This window comes from Maribacter litoralis (assembly GCF_902506355.1).
GTDB classification, from domain to species: domain Bacteria; phylum Bacteroidota; class Bacteroidia; order Flavobacteriales; family Flavobacteriaceae; genus Maribacter; species Maribacter litoralis.
The window spans coordinates 50,913-77,021 of the sequence record NZ_LR733271.1; the positions used below are offsets into that span (position 1 = coordinate 50,913).

24 protein-coding genes are annotated in these 26,109 nt (G+C 36.3%); 9 read left to right on the forward strand and 15 right to left on the reverse strand.

Annotation, left to right across the window (positions count from 1 at the left end; genetic code table 11):
• Positions 1–108: 108 nt before the first annotated feature.
• The 4 genes from EXIGUO8A_RS00255 to EXIGUO8A_RS00270 all read right to left on the reverse strand — a co-directional run bounded on the left by EXIGUO8A_RS00255 (position 109) and on the right by EXIGUO8A_RS00270 (position 3,134).
• Positions 109–906: a TIGR00266 family protein gene (locus EXIGUO8A_RS00255; protein WP_116769448.1), complete on the reverse strand. Its 798-nt coding sequence runs from the start codon at positions 904–906 to the stop codon at positions 109–111.
• A 153-nt stretch (positions 907–1,059) separates the two neighbouring features.
• Positions 1,060–1,947 carry a DUF6268 family outer membrane beta-barrel protein gene (locus EXIGUO8A_RS00260; protein WP_159301476.1) on the reverse strand — a complete coding sequence of 296 codons (888 nt, stop codon included), beginning with the start codon at positions 1,945–1,947 and terminating at the stop codon, positions 1,060–1,062.
• 207 nt (positions 1,948–2,154) lie between these two features.
• A complete protein-coding gene (locus EXIGUO8A_RS00265; RefSeq protein WP_159301477.1) occupies positions 2,155–2,667 on the reverse strand; it encodes a hypothetical protein in 513 nt (170 codons plus the stop codon).
• Between the two features lie 5 nt (positions 2,668–2,672).
• Positions 2,673–3,134: a DUF4442 domain-containing protein gene (locus EXIGUO8A_RS00270; RefSeq protein WP_159301478.1), complete on the reverse strand. Its 462-nt coding sequence runs from the start codon at positions 3,132–3,134 to the stop codon at positions 2,673–2,675.
• Between the two features lie 194 nt (positions 3,135–3,328).
• On the opposite strand from EXIGUO8A_RS00270, the gene EXIGUO8A_RS00275 reads away from it, so the two are divergent.
• The 7 genes from EXIGUO8A_RS00275 to EXIGUO8A_RS00305 all read left to right on the forward strand — a co-directional run bounded on the left by EXIGUO8A_RS00275 (position 3,329) and on the right by EXIGUO8A_RS00305 (position 9,695).
• Positions 3,329–3,811, forward strand: coding sequence for a DUF4870 domain-containing protein (locus EXIGUO8A_RS00275; protein WP_116769452.1), 483 nt, complete (start codon positions 3,329–3,331; stop codon positions 3,809–3,811).
• Positions 3,812–4,014: 203 nt separating this feature from the next.
• Positions 4,015–4,350 (forward strand): PadR family transcriptional regulator, encoded by a 336-nt coding sequence (locus EXIGUO8A_RS00280; protein WP_116770139.1) that lies wholly within the window; start codon positions 4,015–4,017, stop codon positions 4,348–4,350.
• A 2-nt stretch (positions 4,351–4,352) separates the two neighbouring features.
• Positions 4,353–6,143 carry a PspC domain-containing protein gene (locus tag EXIGUO8A_RS00285; RefSeq protein WP_159301479.1) on the forward strand — a complete coding sequence of 597 codons (1,791 nt, stop codon included), beginning with the start codon at positions 4,353–4,355 and terminating at the stop codon, positions 6,141–6,143.
• 107 nt (positions 6,144–6,250) lie between these two features.
• Complete coding sequence (locus tag EXIGUO8A_RS00290; protein ID WP_116769454.1) at positions 6,251–6,973, forward strand: head GIN domain-containing protein; 723 nt, start codon at positions 6,251–6,253, stop codon at positions 6,971–6,973.
• A 90-nt stretch (positions 6,974–7,063) separates the two neighbouring features.
• On the forward strand, positions 7,064–8,077 hold the full coding sequence (locus tag EXIGUO8A_RS00295) for a dipeptide epimerase (protein WP_159301480.1): 1,014 nt from the start codon (positions 7,064–7,066) through the stop codon (positions 8,075–8,077).
• Positions 8,077–9,111 carry an aminotransferase class I/II-fold pyridoxal phosphate-dependent enzyme gene (locus EXIGUO8A_RS00300; RefSeq protein WP_159301481.1) on the forward strand — a complete coding sequence of 345 codons (1,035 nt, stop codon included), beginning with the start codon at positions 8,077–8,079 and terminating at the stop codon, positions 9,109–9,111. Before EXIGUO8A_RS00295 ends, EXIGUO8A_RS00300 begins: the two co-directional genes overlap by 1 nt.
• Before the next feature lie 137 nt (positions 9,112–9,248).
• A complete protein-coding gene (locus EXIGUO8A_RS00305; RefSeq protein WP_159301482.1) occupies positions 9,249–9,695 on the forward strand; it encodes a hypothetical protein in 447 nt (148 codons plus the stop codon).
• 71 nt (positions 9,696–9,766) lie between these two features.
• Here the strand turns inward: EXIGUO8A_RS00305 and trxB are convergent, their stop codons facing one another.
• Positions 9,767–10,744 (reverse strand): thioredoxin-disulfide reductase, encoded by a 978-nt coding sequence (gene trxB, locus EXIGUO8A_RS00310; protein ID WP_116769458.1) that lies wholly within the window; start codon positions 10,742–10,744, stop codon positions 9,767–9,769.
• A 222-nt stretch (positions 10,745–10,966) separates the two neighbouring features.
• Between trxB and EXIGUO8A_RS00315 the strand changes: the two genes are divergently transcribed.
• A complete protein-coding gene (locus EXIGUO8A_RS00315; protein WP_116769459.1) occupies positions 10,967–11,662 on the forward strand; it encodes a LytR/AlgR family response regulator transcription factor in 696 nt (231 codons plus the stop codon).
• Positions 11,663–11,670: 8 nt separating this feature from the next.
• Here EXIGUO8A_RS00315 and EXIGUO8A_RS00320 read toward each other — a convergent pair whose 3' ends face one another.
• The 5 genes from EXIGUO8A_RS00320 to EXIGUO8A_RS00340 form a co-directional block, all read right to left on the reverse strand.
• Complete coding sequence (locus EXIGUO8A_RS00320) at positions 11,671–12,804, reverse strand: formylglycine-generating enzyme family protein (protein ID WP_236564399.1); 1,134 nt, start codon at positions 12,802–12,804, stop codon at positions 11,671–11,673.
• Positions 12,805–12,853: 49 nt separating this feature from the next.
• Complete coding sequence (locus tag EXIGUO8A_RS00325) at positions 12,854–16,045, reverse strand: glycoside hydrolase family 2 TIM barrel-domain containing protein (protein WP_159301483.1); 3,192 nt, start codon at positions 16,043–16,045, stop codon at positions 12,854–12,856.
• A 225-nt stretch (positions 16,046–16,270) separates the two neighbouring features.
• Positions 16,271–17,830 (reverse strand): arylsulfatase, encoded by a 1,560-nt coding sequence (locus EXIGUO8A_RS00330; protein WP_159301484.1) that lies wholly within the window; start codon positions 17,828–17,830, stop codon positions 16,271–16,273.
• A 132-nt stretch (positions 17,831–17,962) separates the two neighbouring features.
• On the reverse strand, positions 17,963–18,931 hold the full coding sequence (locus EXIGUO8A_RS00335; protein ID WP_159301485.1) for an MBL fold metallo-hydrolase: 969 nt from the start codon (positions 18,929–18,931) through the stop codon (positions 17,963–17,965).
• Between the two features lie 129 nt (positions 18,932–19,060).
• Complete coding sequence (locus EXIGUO8A_RS00340; protein WP_159301486.1) at positions 19,061–19,480, reverse strand: winged helix-turn-helix transcriptional regulator; 420 nt, start codon at positions 19,478–19,480, stop codon at positions 19,061–19,063.
• 89 nt (positions 19,481–19,569) lie between these two features.
• Here EXIGUO8A_RS00340 and EXIGUO8A_RS00345 point away from each other — a divergent pair, with 89 nt between their 5' ends.
• On the forward strand, positions 19,570–20,013 hold the full coding sequence (locus tag EXIGUO8A_RS00345; protein ID WP_159301487.1) for an SRPBCC family protein: 444 nt from the start codon (positions 19,570–19,572) through the stop codon (positions 20,011–20,013).
• A gap of 158 nt (positions 20,014–20,171) precedes the next feature.
• Here the strand turns inward: EXIGUO8A_RS00345 and EXIGUO8A_RS00350 are convergent, their stop codons facing one another.
• The 5 genes from EXIGUO8A_RS00350 to EXIGUO8A_RS00370 all read right to left on the reverse strand — a co-directional run bounded on the left by EXIGUO8A_RS00350 (position 20,172) and on the right by EXIGUO8A_RS00370 (position 25,810).
• Positions 20,172–20,795, reverse strand: a complete 624-nt coding sequence (locus tag EXIGUO8A_RS00350) for a hypothetical protein (protein ID WP_159301488.1) — start codon at positions 20,793–20,795, stop codon at positions 20,172–20,174.
• 231 nt (positions 20,796–21,026) lie between these two features.
• Positions 21,027–21,878, reverse strand: a complete 852-nt coding sequence (locus EXIGUO8A_RS00355) for a GIY-YIG nuclease family protein (protein WP_159301489.1) — start codon at positions 21,876–21,878, stop codon at positions 21,027–21,029.
• 337 nt (positions 21,879–22,215) lie between these two features.
• Positions 22,216–22,908: a hypothetical protein gene (locus tag EXIGUO8A_RS00360; RefSeq protein ID WP_159301490.1), complete on the reverse strand. Its 693-nt coding sequence runs from the start codon at positions 22,906–22,908 to the stop codon at positions 22,216–22,218.
• A gap of 163 nt (positions 22,909–23,071) precedes the next feature.
• Positions 23,072–23,725 carry a fructose-6-phosphate aldolase gene (gene fsa / locus EXIGUO8A_RS00365; protein WP_116769469.1) on the reverse strand — a complete coding sequence of 218 codons (654 nt, stop codon included), beginning with the start codon at positions 23,723–23,725 and terminating at the stop codon, positions 23,072–23,074.
• A 54-nt stretch (positions 23,726–23,779) separates the two neighbouring features.
• Positions 23,780–25,810, reverse strand: coding sequence for a transketolase family protein (locus EXIGUO8A_RS00370; protein WP_116769470.1), 2,031 nt, complete (start codon positions 25,808–25,810; stop codon positions 23,780–23,782).
• Positions 25,811–26,109: the final 299 nt, after the last annotated feature.

A 26,109-nucleotide genomic window follows, 5' to 3' on the forward strand; every position in this document is an offset into this window, starting at 1 on the left:
CTTAATGCATAGAACTTTACAAAAACCTCAAAAATTAGTCTATACTCTTCTTCTTAATACTTAGTACTATCTACTTAATACTTTGCACTTTGTTGGCACTATGTTTATTTAAAACCTATTATCCCCACCAACAATATCTCCTAAAGTTCCTAGAATACTTCCCTCTCCTTTGTCTTTTCCTCCCCGTGGTATAGAAGCTAATACTCTACCTGCCAAACGACTAAATGGTAATGATTGAATGTATACTGTGCCTGGTCCTCTTAGGGTTGCGAAGAACAATCCTTCTCCACCGAAAACAGTATTTCTAATTCCGCCAACAAATTCAATATCGTAGTCTACTTCTTTGGTAAAACCTACAATACAGCCTGTATCCACTTTTAAAACTTCACCGGGACCTAAGGTCTTTTTAGCTAAAGTTCCACCAGCATGTATAAACGACATACCATCGCCCTCTAGCTTTTGCATGATAAAACCTTCCCCACCGAAAAGTCCGCGGCCTAATCTCTTTGAAAATTCAATACCTACGGAAACTCCTTTGGCTGCACATAAGAATGCATCTTTCTGACAGATAAAGCGTCCGCCCATTTCAGAAAGATCAATAGGCAATATTTTACCCGGATATGGAGAAGCAAAACTTACCTGCTTTTTACCCTGACCTATATTTAAAAATGCGGTCATGAATAGGCTTTCCCCTGTAAGCATACGTTTACCAGCAGAGAAAATCTTACCAAGTACACTGTTGTCTTGATTACTACCATCACCAAAAATGGTGTTCATTTTAATATCGGTATCCATCATCATAAAGCTACCAGCTTCTGCCACTACAGCCTCTTGCGGGTCTAGCTCTATTTCAACATATTGCATTTCTTCCCCAAAAATCTCGTAATCTATTTCGTGTGCATTCATTTTTATATTGTATTTGATTGATGTTTATATTTAATATGTAGGCAAGTTGGTCACTTTGTTACAAGTTACCAACTTACTTTTTCAAAAATTACCGTACTCAACAATTTATCAAATAAAACAATACCATCGCACCCTTTCTAGAGTAAAAAAATACTAGTATACCTTTTTATCGTTTGTCATATTCGCAAAATTATATTTTAGCCCTACGTTAAAGTAAAAACTGTTTGACATATCAAAGTCATATATTTCATCGTCGCTATAATCTTGTATCTGCATACGATTATATGCAGTGTACCCGCCCTGTACCGTTGCAGTGAGCTTTTCCCAAAAGTCAACGTTATACCCAAGACCAAGTAAAACACTAGTTTGTCTTAGCGTACCGCTATAGTCTTCTTTGTAGACCTCTATCTCATCATTAATATTACCGGTAAAGCCAGTTAGCGTGGCAAAGCCTTCGAAATGATGGCTTTTACCTAAAGAGTACTTTACCCTACTATTGGGCACACCAATTTTATATGCCCAGTTGTCATTAATTCTTCTGGCATAAGAAATGATGGGTATTGGGTAATACAGTCCGTATTTAATATCATATGCAGCACCAAAGGTTAGAACGCTATTATCCCTACCATTATACTTACTTAGCGTTAGCATCGCATTAAAAAACAAATCATCTGATGCTATGTTATCATCCCTAAAATTAGAAGATACTTCGGATTCTTGCATAGCAAATATGCGCCAGTCGTTTCTTAAATTTCTTTCATATGTAAAACGTAAACTAAACGAATTAAAAGTTTCAATTTCATCGGTTTCAAAAGGTACATCCTCATCAACAAAACTGAAAGATGTATTCTGCAATTTTCCGCCGACCGTAAATTTTTCGGTTAAATTATTAATAACGGGTATATCCAATCCTGCTTTTAATCTATAAATATTAGCTACATCATAACTTGGAAAAAATTCTGATTGTATATAAATATTATCTGTTTCTTGGGCGTAAGACCAGCTTACCATAAATAACAATAAAATTGACACTTTCTTCATAAAACAACACTACTTTAATATGGTTATCAGAATGGTTCGATCCATTCTTAGAAGCATAAAAGTGTTCAAAATATTAAGCAAGAACAATCTTAATAGATTTGGATAAGTTGCATATAGAGGAAAAGGAGAATTTTATCTACCAAACGCTTTTCATTTAGTAAATCTTATGAAATGGTTACGAAGCAACACATTGGTTACAGGAAAATGCTACTTTTTTGAGATAGCCTGCAATAATTCTTTCGCTTTTTGACTGCCTATTAGGTATCGCTTACCATTTTTAAGTGTGAGGGCAACTCCTTGATTGCCCTTTACATTGTAGACCGTACCGTATTTTCTAGCTATTCTGATGCCATAGCCCACAAAACCATAATCGGTAATTCGGCTTTCTTCAATTTCTGTTAAAGAAATCTTCTTTTTGAAAAATATTAGATGACGAATGCATATTTCATTATTGGTTACCACCACCTTTAGTTTTGTGAAAGCAAAGAACAATACGGTTAGTACATATAAAAAATAGGGTAATAGTCCAGCAAATGAAATTTTATTCGAAATCCACATCATGCTCACATTACCAGAATCATTTGGAATTTGGGCAGTAAATAAGCGTACATATGTAATTACCGTACTTATTACAAACAATAGCATTGGTGCAAGTATAATGAGCCACAACCACCATTGTGTAAATTTCTGGCTTTCTTTGAACCTTATTTCCCTTTTCATTGAAACTACTTTTTTTGTTTCAACCTTACAGTCCACTCAAAATCAAAAGTACTCACCACTATCCCATCTTCATTGACACCAACAGATTTCATCCAAATGGTTTGCCCTTCACCTGTGGCAATGGTTTTATCTAGAGCTTCTTTGATCAAATGACCGTCCTCACAGGTAAAGGTTATTTTTCCCGTAGCTTTTTTAGAAAAGTTAGCTTTGTTATTAGCGACCAACATAGAAATTTTCTTTCCGGTAGCTTCAATTTGATCGATCATCATTGCCCCGGTTGTTAATTCTGCCGCCATACCTTGTACCGCCCAAAACATAGAATTGAACGGATTCTGATTGATCCATCTATGCGTTACGGTTACCACAGACATATTTTTATCTATTTCTTTTAAACGTACACCGCACCACCAAGCTGCAGGTAGTTTAAAAAAGGAAAACATGTTGAATTTACTAGCTGTTACCGCCATATCATTTAATTATTTCGCTAAAAATAGGGTTTATTTACACGATTCTAAAATGTTAAATTATTGTTAAATATTAGTACTATGCGTTACATAGTACCTTTTTTTAGCCATATATTTGCATAGGAAGTTAATAGGTAATCAAAGTAATTAGCTTTTACACAGTATTAAAATCAATCATCATCATCAACGCATCAATCATGACAGAATCAGTTACAAAGCACGAAAGAAACCTCTCTGCACTCATACATGCGAGTACGTTTTCTAAATTCTTTATTCCGTTCGGGAACTTCATCATTCCACTTGTTTTATGGACGGCAAATAAAAAGGAATATGAATTTGTAGACCATAATGGAAAACAAGCACTAAATTTTCAAATTAGTATACTACTCTACTCCATTCTAGTAGGCATGGTTAGTATCCCATTTTTCTTAGGTGGCATTCTACCTAATATTTTTGATTTTGATCACTTTGGGTTATCAAACATCCACAGTTTCAACACCATTAATTTTCATTTTGATTCTGATGATTTTTTTGGTCCATGGATGATTCCTGCAGGTTTGCTTGGACTGGCACAATCTGCCATATTTGTCATCAATATTGTATATACCATATTAGCAACGATCAAAACAAACGAAGGTGAAGTTTTTGAATATCCATTAACCATAAAATTTATAAAATAACAGAATCAGTCAATACATATCTGGGTATTCATCACACCCATTGGAGTTTATTTATCAATCAATTAAAACCTGTTTAACAACAGACAAATCAATCAAAATGTTTATTCATCAATCAAAAAACGAACAGTTAACCTATGCAGACAACAGAGAAGATGGAGCAATCCCCTCCGAAAGCGGGACTGCATAAAAAGCAAAAAGATATTATGAACGTAGAAAATACAAAAGCGCAAATGCGTAAAGGGGTTTTAGAGTATTGCATCTTGTCTATCTTGAACGGAGAAGACAAATATGCATCTGAAATCTTAAAAACGCTAAAAGATGCTAAAATGCTAGTAGTGGAAGGAACTATATATCCGCTACTGACCAGGTTAAAGAATGCGGGACTTCTAAACTACCGTTGGGAAGAATCCACATCTGGACCACCAAGAAAATATTATACACTTACCGAAACCGGTAAACTTTTCCTAAAGGAACTGGATACTACCTGGGACGAACTAAGAAAAGCCACCAACATAGTAACCAACTCAAAAAACAGCTAATCATGAACAAAACAGTAAATATAAATTTAGCGAACATGCTCTTCCATATAGATGAAGAGGCATATAATATAATGCGTAGGTATTTAGAATCTGTTAAAAGATCTTTTGCCAATACACCTGGTAGCGATGAGATCATTGCAGATATCGAAGCAAGGATCGCAGAACTTTTTCATGACAAACTTGAAAACGAAAGACAGGTTATTACCCAAAAAGAGGTTGACGAGGTTATTGCCATAATGGGGCAACCAGAAGACTACATGGTAGATGAGGAAATCTTTGAAGATGAACCTAGAGCAAAATCGGCTACAACACAGAATAGGGTTAAAAAACTTTATAGAGATACCGATAAAAAATATGTAGCAGGTGTTTCTGCCGGGTTGGCACATTACTTTGGTATTGACCCTTTATGGATTCGTTTACTTTGGATTTTCTTGACCATTTTTACTTGGGGCGGATTTATCTTTATTTACGGATTATTATGGATTTTAATACCAGAAGCCAGAACTACTGCCCAAAAATTGGATATGAGCGGAGAAACCGTGAATATCAGCAATATTGAGCGTAAAGTAAAGGAGGGTTTTGATGACGTTGCGGATCGTGTAAAAAGTGTGGACTACGAAAAAGTAGGCGACACCGTCAAAAAAGGAGGTAAAACAATCTTTGACACCTTTGGTGATATTGTCATGTTTCTATTCAAGATTTTTGGCAAATTCATTGGTATACTTTTAGTTATCATCGGTGCCGCAACATTGATCGGTCTTTTTGTAGGCATGTTCACCGTTGGTATATTAGATATCATTCATGTACCGGGCATAGATTTTTATAACGTGGTAAACTCTACCAACATGCCTATTTGGGTAGTTTCATTACTTGCATTTTTTGCCATCGGTATTCCGTTTTTCTTCTTAATGTACTTAGGATTAAAAATATTAGTAAATAACTTAAAGTCTATTGGTACCGTCGCAAAATTCTCACTGCTTGGGCTGTGGTTAATATCGATTATTCTATTGATCATATTTGGTATTAGAGAAGCTGCCGCACACGCGTATACAGGTAGTATGTCTGTGGAAGATGAGATCACCACAGTAATGCCAACTGATACTTTGAACATTAGACTGGTCTCTACAGACGAGTATGACCATGAAAATGATATGAACTTGGGAGATACTTTTCTGTCTTACGATGAAGCGGGAAATAAAATTTTGGTTTCAGATGATGTAAGATTTCGTATTCGTAAATCTAAAGACACCTTGGTTCGTGTTCAAGTTAGAAAAGAAGCGGACGGCCCATCTAATAGAGAGGCAAAGGATATCGCCAGTCAGATCGTTTATGACTATGAAGTCAGCGGTAATACCATCTCTTTTAATGATTACTTGACCACACAAGGCCCTAAGTTCAAAGACCAAGAAGTACGTGTAAGTATATTTTTGCCCGTAGGTACCATCTTAACTTATGAACAGACCAATTCTAGAAATTGGATCACCACGGTAAATACAGATCGAGACACAGATGGTTTAGAAGGCTACCTGTGGAAAATGACCAACAATGGGGAATTAGAATGCTTAGATTGCCCTGAATACATTGAAATGAATGACGTGGACGATAATGGTTCTAATCGCATAAAAATCAATGAGAACGGTATCGACATCAATATTAACGACAACGGCGAAAAAGGCAAGATCATCATCAACGAAAATGGCATTGACATTGACGTAAATGATCACGGAGAATCGTTTAAAATGAAATTAGATGAGAATGGGGTAAAAATTGATGCCAACGATAGCATCCAATAATTACAGTTCATTCGACTAAAACGACAATTCGGTATTTATTAATCGCAGAAGAATTAAAAAACAATCATTTTTACATCATCAAATAACAATCATAAAAACAAACAATCATGACAACATTAGTAAGAATAACAGTAGCTCTTATTTTAGCCCTATTACTTTCCTCTTGCGGCTTTGATATTAATTTTGGATCAGGACAAGCCGGTAACGGTGTAGTGGTAGAAGAAACCAGGGAAATAACCGAAGAATTCACAGAAGTATCCGCTTCTGAAGGTTTAGAAGTATTTGTCTCTCAAGGTACTGATTTTGATATTGCAGTTGAAGCAGATGAAAATATTATAGATTTCATAGGTACCGATATCAAAAACGGTAAATTAAAAATTCACTGTGTAGAGAATATCGGTCGTGCTACAAAGAAGATATTTGTAACCATGCCCAACGTAACCGGGTTATATGCTTCTAGTGGCGCTCACCTAACCACTGAAAACAAAATTCAATCGGACAAATTGGAGATAGACGCTAGTAGCGGTGCCATTTTAAATGCTATTGTACAAGCTACCAATATGGATATTGATGCCAGCAGTGGCGCCAACATTTCACTAGAGGGAACCGCAAATGAAGTTTATGTTGATGCCAGCAGTGGTTCTAATGTTAGGGCAAATGATCTTGCGACTTCAGAAGCTAATGCCGATGCCAGTAGTGGTGCCAATATAAGTATTGATGTCAAAGATAATTTAACGGCAGAAGCTTCTAGTGGAGGTAATATTTCTTATAAAGGAGATCCAACGGTACAAAAGAACAAATCTGTTTCCGGTAGCGTTCATAAATACTAAAATATTCATCAATCAAATCAACAACCGAACCCACTGAAATATCAGTGGGTTTTCGTTTTTTAGTCCTATCCTTATCTGTATATTAGTACTATGCAAGTACACTTAAAAAAATATACTTTACCGTTAAAGCACACCTTTAGCATTTCACGCGAATCTCATGATTTTCAAGATACTATAATAGCTTCTTTAACCTTAAATGGCAAAACTGGTTATGGCGAGGCCACCTCTAATCCGTATTACAAAATAACGGTTGAGAGTATGATGGATGAAATAAATGCCATTTCTACCGAAATTAAAGGGTTTGATTTTACCTCCCCAGAAATATTTCATTCTTTTTTGGTAAAAAAAGGCTTATCCAATTTTGCCATTTGTACATTAGATCTTGCCGCCCATGACCTATATGGGAAATTACAGGGCAAGCCATTATATAAAATTTGGGATACTAATATTGAAAATTACCCAACTACAAACTATACCATTGGTATTGCCCCTATAGATGTAATGCTGACAAAAATGAAGGAAATGCCATGGCCGATTTATAAAATTAAATTAGGTACTAGTGATGACGTTGCCATTGTACGCGAATTACGCAAACATACCGATGCCATTTTTAGAATAGATGCTAATTGCGCATGGACAGCGGAAGAAACCATACATAACGCCCCATTGTTAAAGGAGTTGGGTGTAGAATTTTTAGAACAGCCCCTAAAGGCCGATGATTGGTCTGGTATGGAAGAAGTTATGCACCATAGTGTATTACCCGTAATTGCAGATGAAAGTTGTATTGTTGAACGTGATGTTGAAAAATGCGCACTGCATTTTAGTGGTATCAACATTAAATTGACCAAATGTGGCGGACTCACCCCTGCCCTACGCATGATAAAACGAGGTAAGGAATTGGGAATTAAAGTTATGGTAGGCTGTATGACAGAATCTACTGTGGGTATTTCTGCCATTGCACAATTAATTCCTCAACTGGACTATGTAGATATGGATGGTGCCCTGTTGTTAAAAAGTGATATCGCCACCGGCGTACAAATAGCTTCAGACGGTAAAGTCATTTTTCCTAATCTAGCCGGTAGCGGTGTTCAACTTTTAGATTAATGTATACTATTGATGGGTTTCCGGGAAGAACAATTATAAAAGACGGTAAAGAACTGTTATATTTTGGCGGCACATCTTATTTAGGACTCCAAACCGATGCCGATTTTCAGTCCATATTCATTGAGAATATCAAGAAATACGGTACGGCTTATAGTGCTTCTCGTAAATCAAATATTAAGATTTCCATTTTCGATGAGGTAGATCAATACCTAGCGGAAATGGTTGGCAGTGAAGCCTGTATCTCAATGTCATCAGGCTATTTGGCGGGGCAGCTGGTATGTGATTATTTCAGTAACGGCGACTACAGTTTGTTCTATGCCCCAAACACCCATTCCGCCCTATTTAGAAATCAACAGATAGTATACCCAAACTGGCAAGAACTTGAGAAAGCCATTAATGATAACACCAACACAACTCCTGTGCTTTTTTTAGACAGTATAGATTTTCATGGTGATAATTATCCAGATTATACATTCCTTGAAAAACTTCCATTATCGAATATCATTCTTGTTATAGATGATTCTCACGGTATCGGTATTACCGGTGAAAATGGCGGCGGCAGTTATGCTTTTCTACAATCACTACAACCAAAAGAACTTCTGGTATCCTGCTCATTGGGAAAGGGCTTCGGAATTCAAGCCGGAGCAATATTCGGTAGCAAAAAATTAATGAATCTTCTAAAAAACACTTCGTTTTTTGGTGGTGCCAGCCCAGCTACACCAGCTGCATTGGCAACTTTAAAAGATGCTCAAGAAATTATCATTGCCAAAAGAATTCAACTTCATAAAAATACAGACTTCTTCTTATCAACATTATCGAATACTTCTCTATTTGTGTTTGCCAAAGGGCATCCTACCTTTAATTTTCAGAATGAAATGCTCTCCAAATACTTGGAAGAAAATGCCATTATAGTTACCAATATCAGATATCCTACAGAAAATGATTCGTTAATGAGCCGTATCGTTTTAAGTGCTTCCCATACCCAAAACGACATTTTAAATCTTTGTGCTATTCTTAACGCATTCGCCGCTTAATCGTAGTATTTACTACAATTATCTCACTTTTAATATATTATTCTTAATTATTCGACTTTATTTTTATCAAATTCTGATAATTATTCGTATCTTTTTAATACACATTCAACTCTTTTATTAACTAACACGCTACCACTATGAAAAAATTATTAGGATTGGTATTGTTGATGCTGCTATTGGTTTCAGCTGCCTCTACAAATTCCATTAACGACAACTACATGCATACCATTCAAGGTACATGGGAACTGGAAAGTTTTTATAATTACGACGGACAAGATATTATCGATACCGTACCTACAGCCGACGGATACAGGCAGGTTAAAATGTATTATAACGGTAAAATTATGTGGACAAGATATGTACCCGTAGATAAAATAGGACGGTTTGGTTATGGCACCTATAAAATTACCGATGACCGTTTGATGGAAACATTGGAGTATGGTGACAACGAAATGATACAAGCCATGGACACGTTGCGCATTTTTACTTTTGAACTAAAGCTCAGCGATGATAGGTTCAGTCAAATTAGTTTAGATGAAGAAGGAAATAGAACCTTCTCTGAAAATTATGTAAGAATAGATTAACTCAATGTAATGAACAAAAAAAGAGCCCATTCTTAGGAATGGGCTCTTTTTTATATACCTTAATTTAAGTTCTAATACTTATCGGCAACTGCTTCTTCAACAGAACCTATTGATGCTAAATATCTTTCGGCATCAAGCGCTGCCATACAACCAGTACCTGCTGCGGTAACGGCTTGTCTGTATTCTTTATCTTGAGCATCTCCACTAGCAAATACTCCTGGTAAATTGGTCATGGTAGATTTACCTTTGGTGATAAGGTAACCTGTTTCATCCATATCTAATTGACCTTTGAATATATCTGTATTTGGTTTATGGCCAATAGCAATGAACAGACCGGTAATTGCGATATCTTCCTTTTCACCTGTTTGGTTATTTACCATACGCAAGCCTTCTACAACCTGCTCACCAAGCACCTCATCAACTTCAGTGTTGTAGCGTACTTCAATATTTTTAATGCTATTTACTCTATGTTGCATAGCTTTTGATGCTCTCATTTCATCTCTACGCACCAACATGGTTACCTTGTTACAGATATTCGCCAAATATGAAGCTTCTTCTGCCGCTGTATCTCCTGCACCAACAATAGCAACGTCTTGTCCTTTATAAAAGAATCCGTCACATACGGCACATGCCGAAACTCCACCACCACGTAAGCGTTGCTCACTTGGCAAGTTTAAATATTTAGCAGAAGCGCCTGTAGAAATAATTACAGTTTCCGCTTCTATTTCCTTATCGTTATCCGCAACTACTTTATGAATCCCTCCTTTTTCTTTTGAAAATTCAACTGAAGTAATCATACCAATTCTAACTTCGGTACCAAAACGTTCTGCTTGTTGTTGCAATTGCACCATCATAGTAGGACCGTCTATACCCTCTGGATATCCTGGAAAATTATCAACTTCAGTCGTGGTGGTCAATTGACCTCCTGGCTCCATTCCTGTATACATAACAGGTTTTAAATCTGCACGGGCAGCATATATTGCCGCCGTATAACCTGCAGGTCCGGATCCTATAATCAATGTTTTTACACGTTCTATTTTATCAGACATAATATCAAGTGGTTCTATTAATTTATCTATAACAAAAGTAGGTTTTTGAGCTAGAAACTTACAATATAGTTATCAAAACTTTTTATACGATTATTAGTTATGAAGATAAGTATTCACTATTTTTCGGCTGTTTTTCTTAAATTAAATTAATATTAATTATAGAAAAAAATGAACCATCCCCCATTCTTAACGTAAGTATCGTAGAACTTTTATGATTTTTGAATGAAAACCTTTAACTGTGCTATTATAGAGGACTCCATTACCCAAAGGAGACTTCTAGAAGAATATATTGCAAAACATAAGAATTTAAAATTAATGCATTCCGCTAGTGCCAATGCAGATGTTTTAGAAGACTTAAATACTTCAAATATCGATTTGCTATTTCTAGATATAGAAATGCCCGATATGAGCGGATTCGAGTTTTTATCGGGTCTTACTATTGAGCCTCAGGTAATTATTACCAGTACGCATCAAAAGTATGCGCTTGAAGCATTTGACTTCAACGTAACTGATTTTCTTTTAAAACCCTACAGCACTGCTCGGTTTGAAGCCGCTATTGCAAAGGCAATCGATAAAGTAAAAGCTGCCAAAAAGAAGCAACCCGAAAGTAAATTGGTGGTAAAACATAACCTTAAACAAGTAGAGCTCAACGTACACAGCATACTTTACGTGGAAGCATTGGGCGACTATGTAAAGGTGGTGACCGATGAACGCAATTATGTAATTCTATCTACTATGAGCGCTTTTAAAGATAGACTCGAAGCTGATAAATTCATTAGAATCCACAAATCATATATCGTAAACCTGAAAATGGTAGAACGTTATAATCATGAATTCATTGAAATTCAGAATAAAAAGATACCTATTAGCCGCGCAAAAATTGCCGAACTGGATCAGTTACTAAATTGCCTGGACTAACAAGTTCTTTATTCTTTCAGCATAGCTACAGTTGCTACCGTTCTAAAGCCGGTATGCTCTAATGAGGAATCCATACTTGACCCCATTCTTGCAGATACCCGGTAACTTGCGCAATAAGATTCACTACACAAAAACGAACCGCCTTTTATGACTCGTTCTTTTGCCAGAGGATTGTTAGGTGTGAACGGACTATCAGCTCCCGTAGGGTTCACCAATACCGTATTTTTTGCTTTCGTCTCTTTGTAATAATTGGTGTTGTACCAATCACTAGTCCATTCCCAAACATTACCGGCCATATCATAAAGTCCGTATGCATTAGGTGGATAAGATTTGACGGGAGCCCTAAATTCAAATCCGTCTGCCTTGGTATTCTCTACGGGGAATTCACCTTCCCATGTATTTGCTCTTTTCGCCAAAACGGAAACATCATCGCCCCAGTTATAAATGGTACCATAAGAACCTGCCCTAGAAGCAAGCTCCCACTCCGCCTCTGTCGGCAAGCGTCTATTTGCCCATTCGCAGTAGGCTAATGCATCTTCATATGACACTTGAACCACCGGGTAATTATCTTTACCTTTTATACTACTTTCCGGACCGTTAGGGTGTCTCCAATCCGCACCAATGGTCCAGTTCCACCATTGTGAGAAATCGTATAAATTAGGTACCGATGATTTTGATTTTTTGAAGGTCAATGATCCAGGCTGTAAAATGGAATCATGTGGCTTTTCTGTACCTGCAGGTACTTGTTTCTTCAACTCTTCCCAATCAATTCCTCTTTCTGCAACGGTTACATAGCCTGTAGCTTTCACAAATGCAGCAAATTGGGCATTGGTAACTTCAGTGGCATCCATAAAAAAGCCGTCGACCATAACATCGATTGCAGGTTTTTCATGATTCATTGCTATTTTATCATTGCTGACCGCACCTTGCTTAAATGTGGCTCCCGATACCCATACCATGCCTTCTGGAGCAGTTACTCCTTCCGGCTTTTCTATCATAATGGTATGTGCAATGGCTGGAGTTTTTGCTTCTTCTTTCTCCGTAACTGTATCTTGAACCGTAGTCTTTTTTGTTTCAGATTTACAGTTTATCATTGTGACCAATAGTAAAGCCAAGCCTAAAACATGTATGTTTTTATTCATACGCTAAATATACTTTCTCTTATTTAATTTCTACTTCAAGACCATAATTTTAACGTATGGGACTAATTATGTAATCGAAAGAAAGGTTTTCTGGTTTAATTTGATATTCTTCTAGCGGAAGATATCCCCAACTGTTATCTCCACCAACGCCCATTTGACTATGATCTATATTTATATTGATCAAATCTCTAGTCGGTATATCAAATGTATGCCGCTGCCTTTTTTGCATTCCTTCATCAAAATCTGAATTTAATTGATGGTGGGCACTGAAAGAAAACAATTCTGGAGCAGTGATTTTTATACCTTTCCCTTCCTTATTTTCAAATGACAAGGTTCTAATATCCGTTCTGTTACCATTTTCTTGCGGACGGATATATTTGAAATATAAATCCGATACACTAGCGTTATACACACCAACTAGAGCAGAAGTATTACGATCTTGATAATTTTCATGTTCTCCCCTGCCATACCATTCTACTTGATCATAACTGCTATCAATTATTAAGTTATTACCGAATCTTGGCAAAATTGGCAAATCGCTTTTAATACCTTCTAACTTAGTACTTACCAAAATTTCACCTTTTGAATTGATCGTATATGTAACATTTACCTCTCCATTTACCGCAGGCAAATTATATGTGGCGTTTAGCTGTAAATCTTTTCTGATTTTGAACGGATTAGCGGTAAGCTTCATGGCATCTAAAATCTTCTTGCCTTCATTGGAATTGATTTCTAATTTGGTCAATTCTTGATTTAGGGTAGCATCTTTCCAAGGTTTTAGCAATTTTGGCATGTTGTAACCGTAATCATTATCATTTGGTGCACGCCAGAAATTAACAGTAGGTCCCTTTTGCAAAAGATTTCCTTGTCCGTAATCTATGGAAGACAATGAACCGTCTTTACTGTTAAAACCTATTTCGAATCCGTCACCGGTAACAATAATGATATCTTGCTTTTTAGTCACTTTTAATCCGTCAATATTTTCTTCAAAAACAGATGGTTTAAAATCCGTCAATTGAAATTGCTCATACGCCAATAAGTAGTGCTCAGGAATTAATGCGCTTTCCTTCTTTGTGGTCATGTATACATTCAAATGATACTCAGACGTGGCATTTGCTAATTCTGGTAAGTCTATTTGAACTGCTTTAGTTTCATAGGGAGCAATATCGACATCAGCAATATTTCCCTTACCTACTTCTACGCCATTCTCCAATAATCTCCACGAAAAATTATATTCCGAAAGGTTCGTAAAATCATACATATTTTTCAGACTGATTTTTCCAGATTTCACATCCTCCGATGTAAATTTCACATATTGATATACTTTCTTTACCTCATACAGAGCCGGATGCGCAGAGCGATCAGGATCTACCAAACCGTTCAAGCAAAAATTATTGTCATTCTGCAGTTCCGCTCCGCCTAAATCTCCTCCAAAAGCATAAAATTCTACGCCTTCATCATTGGTAGCTTTTAAAGCTTGATCTACCCAATCCCAAATGAATCCGCCTTGCAATACATCATATTTTTCAATAGCATCCCAATACTCTTGTAAGTTACCGACACTATTACCCATCGCATGGGCATATTCGCATTGAATCAAAGGCCGCTTTGGGTTATTTTCCGCATAAGCAATTGTTTGGTCTACCTTTGCGTACATTGGTGCTTGTATATCTGTATTGGAGAAATTTGTTGCTCCTTCATACTGCACGGGTCTAGTGCTATCGTTCGCTTTCAGCCAATCATAAGTATCAAAAAGATTCTGACCATTACCCGCTTCATTTCCTAAAGACCACGTAACGATCGACGTGTAATTTTTATCACGCTCGAACATTCTAATGGTTCTGTCTAAATGCATTTCTCTCCACTCTGGTCGGTATGCCGGGTGAATGGCAATTGCGGCTTCATCACCGTCTAAACCTTGGTTGGTAGCTCCCATGCCGTGAATTTCAATATTGGCTTCATCAACGACATAAAACCCGTATTTATCTGCCATTCTATAGAAAAACTCATTTTTAGGATAATGGCTACAGCGAATAGCATTAATATTACTTTGCTTCATTACCTGCATATCTTTCAAGGTAACTTCTTCGCTAATAACATGACCGGTAACCTCATCATGGTCGTGCAAGTTTACACCCTTTATTAACACAGGCATACCGTTAACCAAAAATTGATTGTTTTTTATTTCAATTTTTCTGAATCCGATTTTAGAACTAATAGCTTCGGTAGTATTCCCTTTTTTATCCCTTAGCGTAAATAGTAAGGTATACAAATTCGGTTTTTCTGCATTCCATGTTTTTACATCGGTAACTTCTTGAGCAAATTTGACCGAAGTAACTCCCTCAACCACGTCTACCTTCTCATTTAATTTAAAAACCTCATAGTCGCCATCAAATAACGTAACTTCTACTTGAGCACTTTTTTGCTTTTTGCCCGTATTTGCCAATTCTAAATCTAAACTAAATTTACCGTTCGTATAGGTTTCATCTAAATCTGCTACAACAGTGTAGTCTTTGATTGTGGCTTTATTGGTCGCATATAAATACACATCCCTATCAATACCGCTTAAACGCCAAAAATCTTGATCTTCTAAATAGCTAGCGTCAGACCAACGTAAAACCTGTACTGACAAATCGTTCTTGCCTTCTTTTATATACTTGCCAATATTAAATTCTGCAGGAGTTTTACTGCCCTCACTATAGCCTACCTTATGTCCGTTTATATATACATACATAGCGCCACTAACGGCTCCGAAATGAAGGTATACCTCTTTATTTTCCCAATTTTCGGGAATTTCAAAATGACGCTTATAGCTTCCCACGGAGTTGATGTCATGAGGAATAAATGGCGGATTTTTAGGGAATGGATACACCACGTTGGTATAAATTGGCGTACCATATCCCTCTAACTCCCAATTGGAGGGCACTTTAATTTTATCCCAACCGGAGGAATCGAAATCGGACTGGTAAAAAGTAGTCGGTCTTTCTGGTACACTTGCCGCATAATGAAAAGACCACTCCCCGTTCAAAGATTGATAGAATGATGAATTCTCCCAACTTTCATTTGCTAAAGCTGATTTCGCATTCTCATAACGATATAAAGATGCGGTTGGCGCTTCTCTATTGATTTGAAAAATTTCTGGGTTCTCCCACTCCGGATTCTCCCATTTTTGGGTTTGGGCATTCACAAATGCTGTAGATAAAAAGATGCTGAGTAGGCATATTTTAATACTGGTTTTCATGTTCTAATTGTTATTTATGTTGAGTTGCTAAAAATGAAAAATCCGTCCTTAAATTCGTTTTTATTCATTTTCAACCTATATAATTATAGAAATTCACAGAAAAGCACCCAAAATAATGAGTACTACCTATAATTACATCCTTGCAAAATACAATTAAACTTATGATTTTGGAAGTGAAAATAAGTTGATGAATGTTTTAATGGTTCTAATTCTTATTGAAGCCACCTAATCACTCAATAATCCGTTTTCCAACAGTGGAATTTGAAAACGTTCGGTCTCTGGTTTTGTGTGTTCTTTCTTGAATATTGCGGCTGCCTTTTCTAAAATATCTGGGTGTTCCGCTGCAATATTATTCTCTTCAGTAGGGTCATCCTTTAAATTATACAACTCTAATGTAGGCTGCTCGTCATCTTTTAAATGTTGACGAACCACTTTCCAATCGCCCATTCTAATGGCAACCTGTCCACCATATTCTGGAAACTCCCAATACATAAATTCATGTGCAACTTGTTCTCCTTCCCCCAACAAGGTGGGCAACATACTAACACCGTCAGTTGTAGGTGGTGCAATTTCCAATAGATCCGCAAAAGTCGCCAGCATATCATAATGTGCAGAGGCGTGGTCGCTTGTACTACCTGGTTTTATTTTACCTGGCCATGTAAAAAAAGTAGGAACTCTAATTCCGCCCTCATATACAAATCCTTTGCCTTTTCCATACTCACCCTTAAATGGTTGGGCGCTTTCAAAAAATGCTGGATCTGCACCACCGGCATAACTTGGTCCGTTATCGGAAGTAAAAACAATTAAGGTGTTCTCATAGATACCTTCGTCCTTTAGCTGTTTTACCAACTTACCCACATTCTCATCAAAATAAGACACCATGGCAGCATAAGCCGCATGCGGATTCTGATGCGAAAAATAGCCATTTCCATTTCCTGATAAATAGGGCTCTTCTGGTCCAAATTTTTCTTTGTAATAATCTACCCAGCGTTGTGGTGCTTGTAATGCTACATGCGGTATGGGTGTTGCCCAATACAAGAAAAACGGATTCTCTTTACTATCTGCTACAAAGCCCGTAAGCTCTTTAAACATTAAGTCTGGAGCGTAATCTGTAAGCGTGTAGTCTTTATAACTTTCAGAATTAGTAGGGTCTAAACCTTTTGGAAAAGGTGAACTTGGTGCAACGGTATCATTTGCCAAATGCACGCGGTTTCTGTTCTTGTACAAATGCAACGGATAATAGGTATGTGCCTGACGTTGACAATTGAAGCCGTAGAAAAAATCGAATCCCATTTCGTTAGGTATGGAATGTGTATGAGGTGCACCTAAACCCCATTTACCCACCAAAGCCGTTTTATAGCCTTCGGCTTTTAAGTAAGTAGCAATGGTCTTTGTACCTGCCGGAACAGGGCGCTGACCCTCTAAGGTAGAATCTTTTGCCATGGCTTTATAATTCCAAACATCACCACGATCGTTCCATTCATCATTACCACGAATAAACGCTTTGCCCGAATGTTTACCCGTAAGAAACATATACCTGGCAGGTGCGCATACGGGTGCACTTGAATAATGCTGGGTAAAAACCATACCCTGTTTTGCCAGTGCATCTATATTTGGTGTTTCTATCTTTTCTTGACCAAAGACACCTATTTCAGCATACCCCAAATCATCTGCCAAAATGTAAATGATATTCGGTTTTTGTTCTGTGGGTGCTTCGAACTTCTTTTCGCCAGTACAGGACAAAAAAGATAGGACAATAAAAAGACCTAGAAATAAATTTTTCATGATGGATAGGTTGGTTTTGGCTTACCTAAAGATACCGAATTATCGAATACTTCAGTGACCAACCCTATTCATCATTTTCAACATACAAAACTTGTTCTGAAAATCCATTACATTACCAATAACCGGTATTAATTACAGCGCAAACACATCATTAATTCGCCCTATTTTAAAACCTTTATCAAGAACAATTTGGCTTTCTTCACTATTAGGGTCCAATAACGGATTTGTATGATTAAAATGGATGAAAATAATCTTGGCTTTTTCTTTTGCGTTCAAGTCTTTAAACTTCTCTAAACTTTCAACAACAAAGGGATGCGGAATTTCACTGATATCCCTATTATTTATTTCCTTACCGCTATAAAAAGTAGCATCCAAAAATGCATAATCTACTTTTTGTATTTCTTCAACGATATCTTTTTCCCACTTTTCCCATTTATCAATATCAGGAATAAACAGGGCACTTTTATTCGGACCTTGAATACGATACCCTACCGTTTCTGAATATTCATCTCTGTGTGGCACTAAAAATGGTATTACTATAATTTCTTGTGACAGCTCAACAGCATTTTGATCAGCCATCGCATTAAGAACCACATTTTCTCTTTGTATAAGCTGATCCCATGGTCCATTATTTAGAAGAAATTCCTCCATTTTTGGCATTACATAAATCGGAGTCGCGTTAGCGTCCATAGCCTCTTTGCCCAAGTACATTAATCCTGTATAGTGACCAATATGTGCATGAGTTAGAAAAATACCATCTACTACTTCATTATCGCTTTTGGGTCCATATTGTGTAAGCATTTTCATTTGCTGGGCAATATCGGGAGTAGCATCAAATAGATAGGTTTTTTGATTGTCGGTATCTATAACACCTAATGAAACTACTCGTCTCTCGGTATCAGGATTTTCAAAAAGCGCTGCACAACACTCTTTTTTACATCCAATTTGCGGCGACCCAGCATCTTGAACGTTACCTAAAATTACAATGGAGGTATTTTCCACAGCACTACTTTCTTTCTGTTCAACAGTTTGTTTAGGTGTTGATTTATCAGCGCAGGAAATAGCTATGGATGCTATAAAAAATAGAAGGTATTTGTTCATTTTTTTCAAAATTGCTTACAACGGTCTAGTATCAGAATAGTAGCGGGTTTTGAAATGCTACCTTTTCGGATTAAGCCAAACCATAAATATAAAAAAGCGATTTCGATTAAGCACCGAAACCGCTATTACCTATACAATGTTGTGGGTATTTATTAATCTACTTTTTATTTCTTCAACCGTTTTATCATAATCAGAATCTATCTTCTCTTTGAAGTCCATTTCCGCATTATTCTTTTCGATATAATTAGCGCCCCATCGATATATGTCCATAACGATTGGAACAAGGTCAAGACCTTTTTTTGTCAAGGAATATAAATAGGCAGACCTATTATTTGAATCTACTTCCTTCTTAATAATTCCGTTTGCCAAAAGTCTATTAAGCCTATCTGTTAGAATATTTGTTGATATACGCTCAATATTCACTAATTGGTTGAAATGGCGATTGTCAAAAAAAATGAAATCACGAAGAATTAAGAGCGTCCACTTATCTCCAAAAATGTCGAGAGATAATGTTATCGGGCAATCTGACCTTCTTTTTTGTTCTTCCATTTTACTAAGTTACGATAAGTACTTGCATAATAAAAGTTCTTTTGTATGTTTGTACTTGCAAAATGCAAGTGCTAATTAAAACTAAAACTATGTCTTATACCACAAGTGTTTCAATTGAAGCAAATTCAAAAATTATATTTAACGCAATAACCCAATCAGTTCAAGAATGGTGGGGTAACACCAATACTGCCGTGTCAAAATTAGATGATGAGTTTACGACAAGTTTTGATAAAACATTCTGGAAATTTAAAATTTTAGAATTTAAACCGAATTCTAAAATTGTTTGGCAATGTATTGATGCAAAGCATATTCATACAGGTTTCGATGGAATTGAAAAGGAATGGATTGGAACCAACGTTGAATGGAATTTGGAAGAGAAAAGTCATAATGAAACCATTCTAAATTTCACCCATAATGGACTTGTTCCAGAATTAAATTGTTACGAAATATGTTATCCTGCTTGGGAAAGGTTTGTTACGCAAAGTCTCAAAAGTTTTGTCGAAACTGGAAAAGGAATGCCACATTTGTCGTAATTACCTGAAAAGCCCTTCTCTTGCGTTCCAAAAATTGACGTTCAACTACTAACGGGGTTATAAAAAAAAGCCCCTGAAAGAGGCTTATATCGATAGTAATTATTTCTGATCAATGGCTTGTGCAACGGTTACCATTGTTGTAAAACGTTTTTTTTGCGTTATGATTTGAAGTTTTTCCATATTACATACAGTTCATTCACTTCCTTTTCATTCATGTACTTTGGGAAAAGTCCAGTATTTGTAAAATATGCCCAACATTCTCCAAATTTTAAATATTGACTTTTAGGAATGTTTTTTTTAGCCAAGCATTTTTTTAGAATCCCAATCCGCTTATTTTCATCCTCTGCAATTATTTCGCCAATTTTGGAGATTTCAGTTTCAGAAAATCTATTTGTTATCGCTTTTAAAGTTTTCAATTCCGTCCAATATTTTCGAGCTCCAATTCCTAACTCCACGCGAATGAATCTATTCTTCTCTAATGCAAATCTGAAGGGGTCTTTTCTTTCGATTGTTATTCCATTCGCTTTTATTTTGTCCCAAAATTTTTCAGTATCAGGACTGATGCTATAATTCCAATAGTTTAAGAATTCACTTGTTGCAGATTTTCGTTGATAAGCATTTAATTTTCTACCTACTTCTTGAGTAGTTAAAAGTCGTTTTGTGTATGAAGAAAAGTTTAACATCGCCCTTTTTGACTTGTCATCTAACTCTGATGATGCAGCAACTATTTTATCATGAATTTCAATTGTCCTTAAAATATCATCTAAAGGGTTCTTTTTCATTCAAGGTTTGATTTTTGTAAAATGTTGCACAACGTCTCCGTATATGAAACGTAGCGTGTAAAAAGACGCTATCGTTTCGGATTATATACGAGCCGAATTTTTAAATTTTTCTTTTTATCTTTATTTTACTAAAAGCCAAATTTAAAAATTTGGCGGTCTTTGCAAATACACACAAACCTCTCGTTAAGCTTGTAATAGCTATGTTTTATATACATTGTTGCCAGTAGTACTTTATGCGTTCTCCTTCCGATTTAGTACTGGTTTATGTTTTCTAATTAAGTACTCTTCGAGTTCAAAACGTCCAAATGAAATCGGCATAGTTTTTATGGAACAAGAATTTAAATATTTAGTCAAATTCAAGTCTTCTTTTTCGCTAAAGTACCTTTTCTTGCCTTTTATTGTTTGTAATTTATAACCTAAAATTGTTTCTCCTAAATTTCTTCTTACAGCAGAAAAGTATGTTCTGCCAGAATGAGTTGCGTGTCTTTTTAAAACATCTGAACTTTCTCCTATATAAATATGTCCATCTTTTTTGTGCTCAATCCAATATATTCCAGCTCCGTAATTTATTTCAGCCGAAAACCATTCGAAATGTTTAGATTTCTTGAACTGCTTTTCTCCGTCTTTAATTATCTGTAAATAATTTTCTTGAACTTGTGTCCACAATTTTTTATTTGCCTTTGCCTTAAAAAAATCTCTTTTTGCTTTTTGAAATTTATTCAGATTCGTTGGATAATTAACTATTGTAAATTCCTCTAATTCTTTCCGTCCGATAGAGTTATTTATAGTTCTAAATTCAAAATCCTCTAATTTTAGGCTTTTCGCTAAAGTATTAGATTTGAGGTAATTCTTAAAAAAAGTCGAACTCCTTTCTTTCGAGTGTTGTTTCATCCTATTCGATAGGTTTTTGCCTTCTCCAGTATAACTCCAATTTTCATTTTTGTCCGTTATGAGATAATTCCCATAACAATCTTCGCAAATCGTTCCGAAATTTTTCTTTTTGTCTTTAATCAGCATTTGTAATCCAGCAGATAAAATCAAATCAGAATTTTCTTGACAATATTTCCAATTAGTGGCGGACATTTTTTTTCGTATTACTGGCAACGTTTAGGCTAAGCGTAGTGCGGTCAAAAGGAAACTTTTCGTTTCCGTCTGCGCACGAAGCTAAAGCTTATTGTTTAGTTTTATTTTTTGTTGTCCAAAGCTAAATCCATAAGATTTAGCGACTTTATAAATATACACAGACCTTTCGGTTTTGCCCTAAAGTCCGCATTACGTTTAGGGCCTTTCTCCAGTGCATCTAAAATTTAGGTTCATCTTCTGACATGGCATAAAAAAAGCCCCTTAAAGAGGCTTATATCGATAGCAATTATCTCTAATTATTGGCTTGTGCAACGGTTACCATTGTTGTACTTAGTTTTTATTCCGGTATTGTTCTTTTTATTCTAAGTAGAACGTCTTGCCTAGATTTCCAGTCAACTAATTGATGATTATTTTTTTCTACTTTTTCTGCAATTTCTTCTTCCAAATTTTTAACGACCTCAATAATGTCTTTATAAACTTCAGATAGATTTATATCCATTTTTTTATTTCTATCAACAGTTTCCAAGATTATCGGGTCTATTGGTTTTGATTTATCGAAGTCTTCAAATTTCACTTCGCCAGGGTCTCCATAAAGGAGTCCACTTATCGCCACATAAGTAAAAGCTTCATTGGCATCAGAATCATGATAAGTCCATTTTAAAGCGCCATAAAAGGGTCTTCGTGAACTGATTAGAGATTCATCAATTCTTTCATCTAAATGTTGGTAAGTATTTCTTGGGGAATTTATATTTTCAATTGATTTTACAATCAAGTGTCCATCATTTGTTGGTAAAAGTTTGTACAGCCTTACAAATCTTCTAATACTATCTAAAAATGTCCAAGTGTAATGAAAAAGCTGCGGATAATTTTTTTGACTTGAGTCTTTAGAAATACTTGTAATTTGTTTCAAGATATTTTGATAAGAATAGTCAACCATTTCTAAAGTAAAACGTAGAGAATCTAAAGTGAGTAATTGTTTTTCTTGCAGATTAGGAACATGTCTTAAAATTGAATTCTCTTTTACTAACATTTTTTAATTTGACATTTGATTTGAAGGGTAGATTAAATTAAGTACAACAATAGTATATGTACACAATTGCACATATATCTTTTATATCCCAACTAAGATAAAACAAAAAAACCATCACTTTTCAGTGATGGTTTTTAATATTAAATTGATTAAATCTTACGATTTAGTTTCCTTTTTGGTAATCTGCCAAGAATTTCTCTAAACCACTGTCAGTTAATGGGTGCTTTAAAAGTCCAGTAATTGCACCTAAACCACCTGTCATAACATCTGCACCTATTTTAGCACAGTCAATAATATGCATTACGTGACGAACAGATGCCGCAAGAATTTGAGTTTCAAATCCGTAGTTATCATAAATTAAACGAATGTCAGCAATTAAACCTAAACCATCCGTAGAGATATCATCTAAACGACCTATGAAAGGAGATACGTATGTTGCACCTGCCTTAGCAGCCAATAATGCCTGACCTGAAGAGAATACCAAGGTACAGTTAGTTCTATAACCTTTATCAGAGAAATACTTGATCGCTTTTACTCCTTCTTTGATCATAGGTACCTTAATTACGATCTGTGGGCTAATTTTAACCAACTTCTCCCCTTCTTCGACCATACCGTCAAAATCGGTAGAAATTACCTCGGCACTTACGTCACCGTCAACTAAGTCGCATATTTTCTTGTAATGCTCCAAAATGTTTTCTGCACCGGTAATGCCTTCTTTAGCCATTAAAGATGGGTTTGTGGTAACACCATCTAAAATACCCATGTCTTGAGCTTCTTTGATCTCGTCTAAATTTGCTGTATCTATAAAAAATTTCATCTTTTTCTACTTTTAAATTATTATAATGTTCTCTAGGCAAGGCCTAAAGTTTTTTTACTTTAAAAAATCTACTACTTGTTGGTATACTTGTTCTCCGGTGAATCCGAATTTTTCATCAAGTACAGTTGCCGGTGCAGAATATCCGAAATGCTCTAAACCGAATACTTTTCCGTTTGGTCCTGCTAATCCTTCCAAGTTTACAGGTAAACCTGCCGTAAGTCCGAATACCGGTTTGTTCGGCGGAATCACTTTTTCTTGGTATGCTTCAGACTGTTGTCTAAATAATCCTTCCGATGGTATTGAAGCGATATTGATTTTTAACCCTTCTTTCTCTTCCAATAGTTTGGTTGCCGCAACCAAGGTAGAAACCTCAGAACCATTAGCGATCAAAATTACATCTGGATCAGCTACTTCTTGTACCAAGTAACCTCCTTTTTCAGCTTTTAAAGCTTCTTCATAACGGTTACCACTCTTGGCAGGTACATCGCCAATACCTTGCCTAGATAAGATAAGACCTGTTGGTGTCTTTTGGTTTTCAATGGCCATTTTCCAAGCTACGTTCGTTTCTTGAGAATCAGCAGGGCGCAACGCTACAAAACTTTGCTCGTGACTGTGGTTCTTTAATTTCTCCAATAAACGAATTTGAGCTTCTTGCTCGATCGGTTGGTGTGTTGGTCCGTCCTCACCTACTCTAAAGGCATCATGCGTCCAAACAAACTTCACCGGTAATTCTTGAATACAGCTTAAACGAATAGCTGGCTTCATATAATCAGAGAATACAAAGAATGTGGCCACAACTGCCATTACACCGCCATGCAGTGCAATACCGTTCGCCATAGTTGCCATAGTCAATTCTGCTACACCTGCCTGTAAGAAAGCGCCAGAGAAATCTCCTTTCTTTAAGATGCTAGTTTCTTTCAAGAAACCGTCAGTTTTATCACTGTTAGATAAATCTGCAGACGATACGATCATATTCTCTACGTTCTGTGCCAAGTAAGCCAATACATTAGATGAAGCCGCTCTTGTAGCCTGACCTTCTTTTTGTGCTATACTTCCAAAATCTAGATTTGGTAATTTTCCTTCAAGGAAACCATCTAATTTAGCAGAAAGCTCGGGGTTTTCTGAACGCCATGCGTCAATCTCCCTTTTCTTTGCCTGTGCCTCATCTTTCTTTCTATTGATGATACCTTCGTAATACTCTTCAACTTTATCGTAAATATCAAAAGGGTTATCTACATCTGCACCTAAATTCACTAAAGTCTTTTCATAATCTGCACCTGTATTACCAATTGGCTTACCGTGCAGTTCTGTATATCCCTCGTACGGAGAACCATCTGCAGTTACACAGCCTTTACCCATTATCGTTTCACCGATAATCAAGGTTGGTTTTTCTGTCTCTGCATTGGCATCTGTTAATGCTTTTCTTATTTGATCATGGTCATGCCCGTCGATAGTAACTACGTTCCATCCCCATGCTTCATATTTCTTAGCCGTATCTTCTGAAGTTACCTCATCCGTTTTAGACGATAATTGAACATCGTTAGAATCGTAGAACATGATAAAATTACTTAAGCCTAAGTGACCTGCAATTCTACCTGCACCTTGAGAGATTTCTTCTTGTACACCACCATCTGAAATAAAACCATAGATCTTATGGTTCATCCAATCTCCAAAACGCGCTTTCAAAAAGTTGGCCGCTACCGCTGCACCGACTCCCATAGTATGACCTTGACCTAAAGGACCTGATGTATTCTCTATACCTCTTGCAACATCTACCTCTGGGTGACCCGGAGTTACAGATCCCCATTGTCTAAAATTGGAAACATCATCCTTAGAATAATTACCCAATAGATAATACTGGGCGTACATTAATGTGGAAAGGTGACCAGCATCCATAAAGAAACGATCTCTAAATGGCCATTTCATATCAGAAGGATCGTAATTGAAAAATTCAGTATACAAAATGTGCATATAGTCTGCGCCTCCCATTGGCCCACCTGGGTGTCCAGAGTTTGCCTTTTCTACCATCGCTACAGCTAATGCCCTTATATTATCGGCCGCTAATTGATCTAGTTCCTTGTTCATTATATTATTAGATTATTATTCAGATTCGTGTTAATTTTTTAAACTACTTAAATATCTTCAAAGATACTTTATATAGGGCTTTAATTAAAATTATTCGACCAACATAATTCTATAGTAAAGCCTTGATGACCTATGGAATAGCATATTAGCACTTTCGAAAGGGTTTTCGATGAAAATCAACTATTGAAAGGCACACTAAAAACTCCTTTATCCGCTAAAAACAAGGAAGTTATAAAAAAAGTTATTTTTTTCTTAAAATGATATGAATAGTAACAAAACCTTAACTATGACCTCAGTAT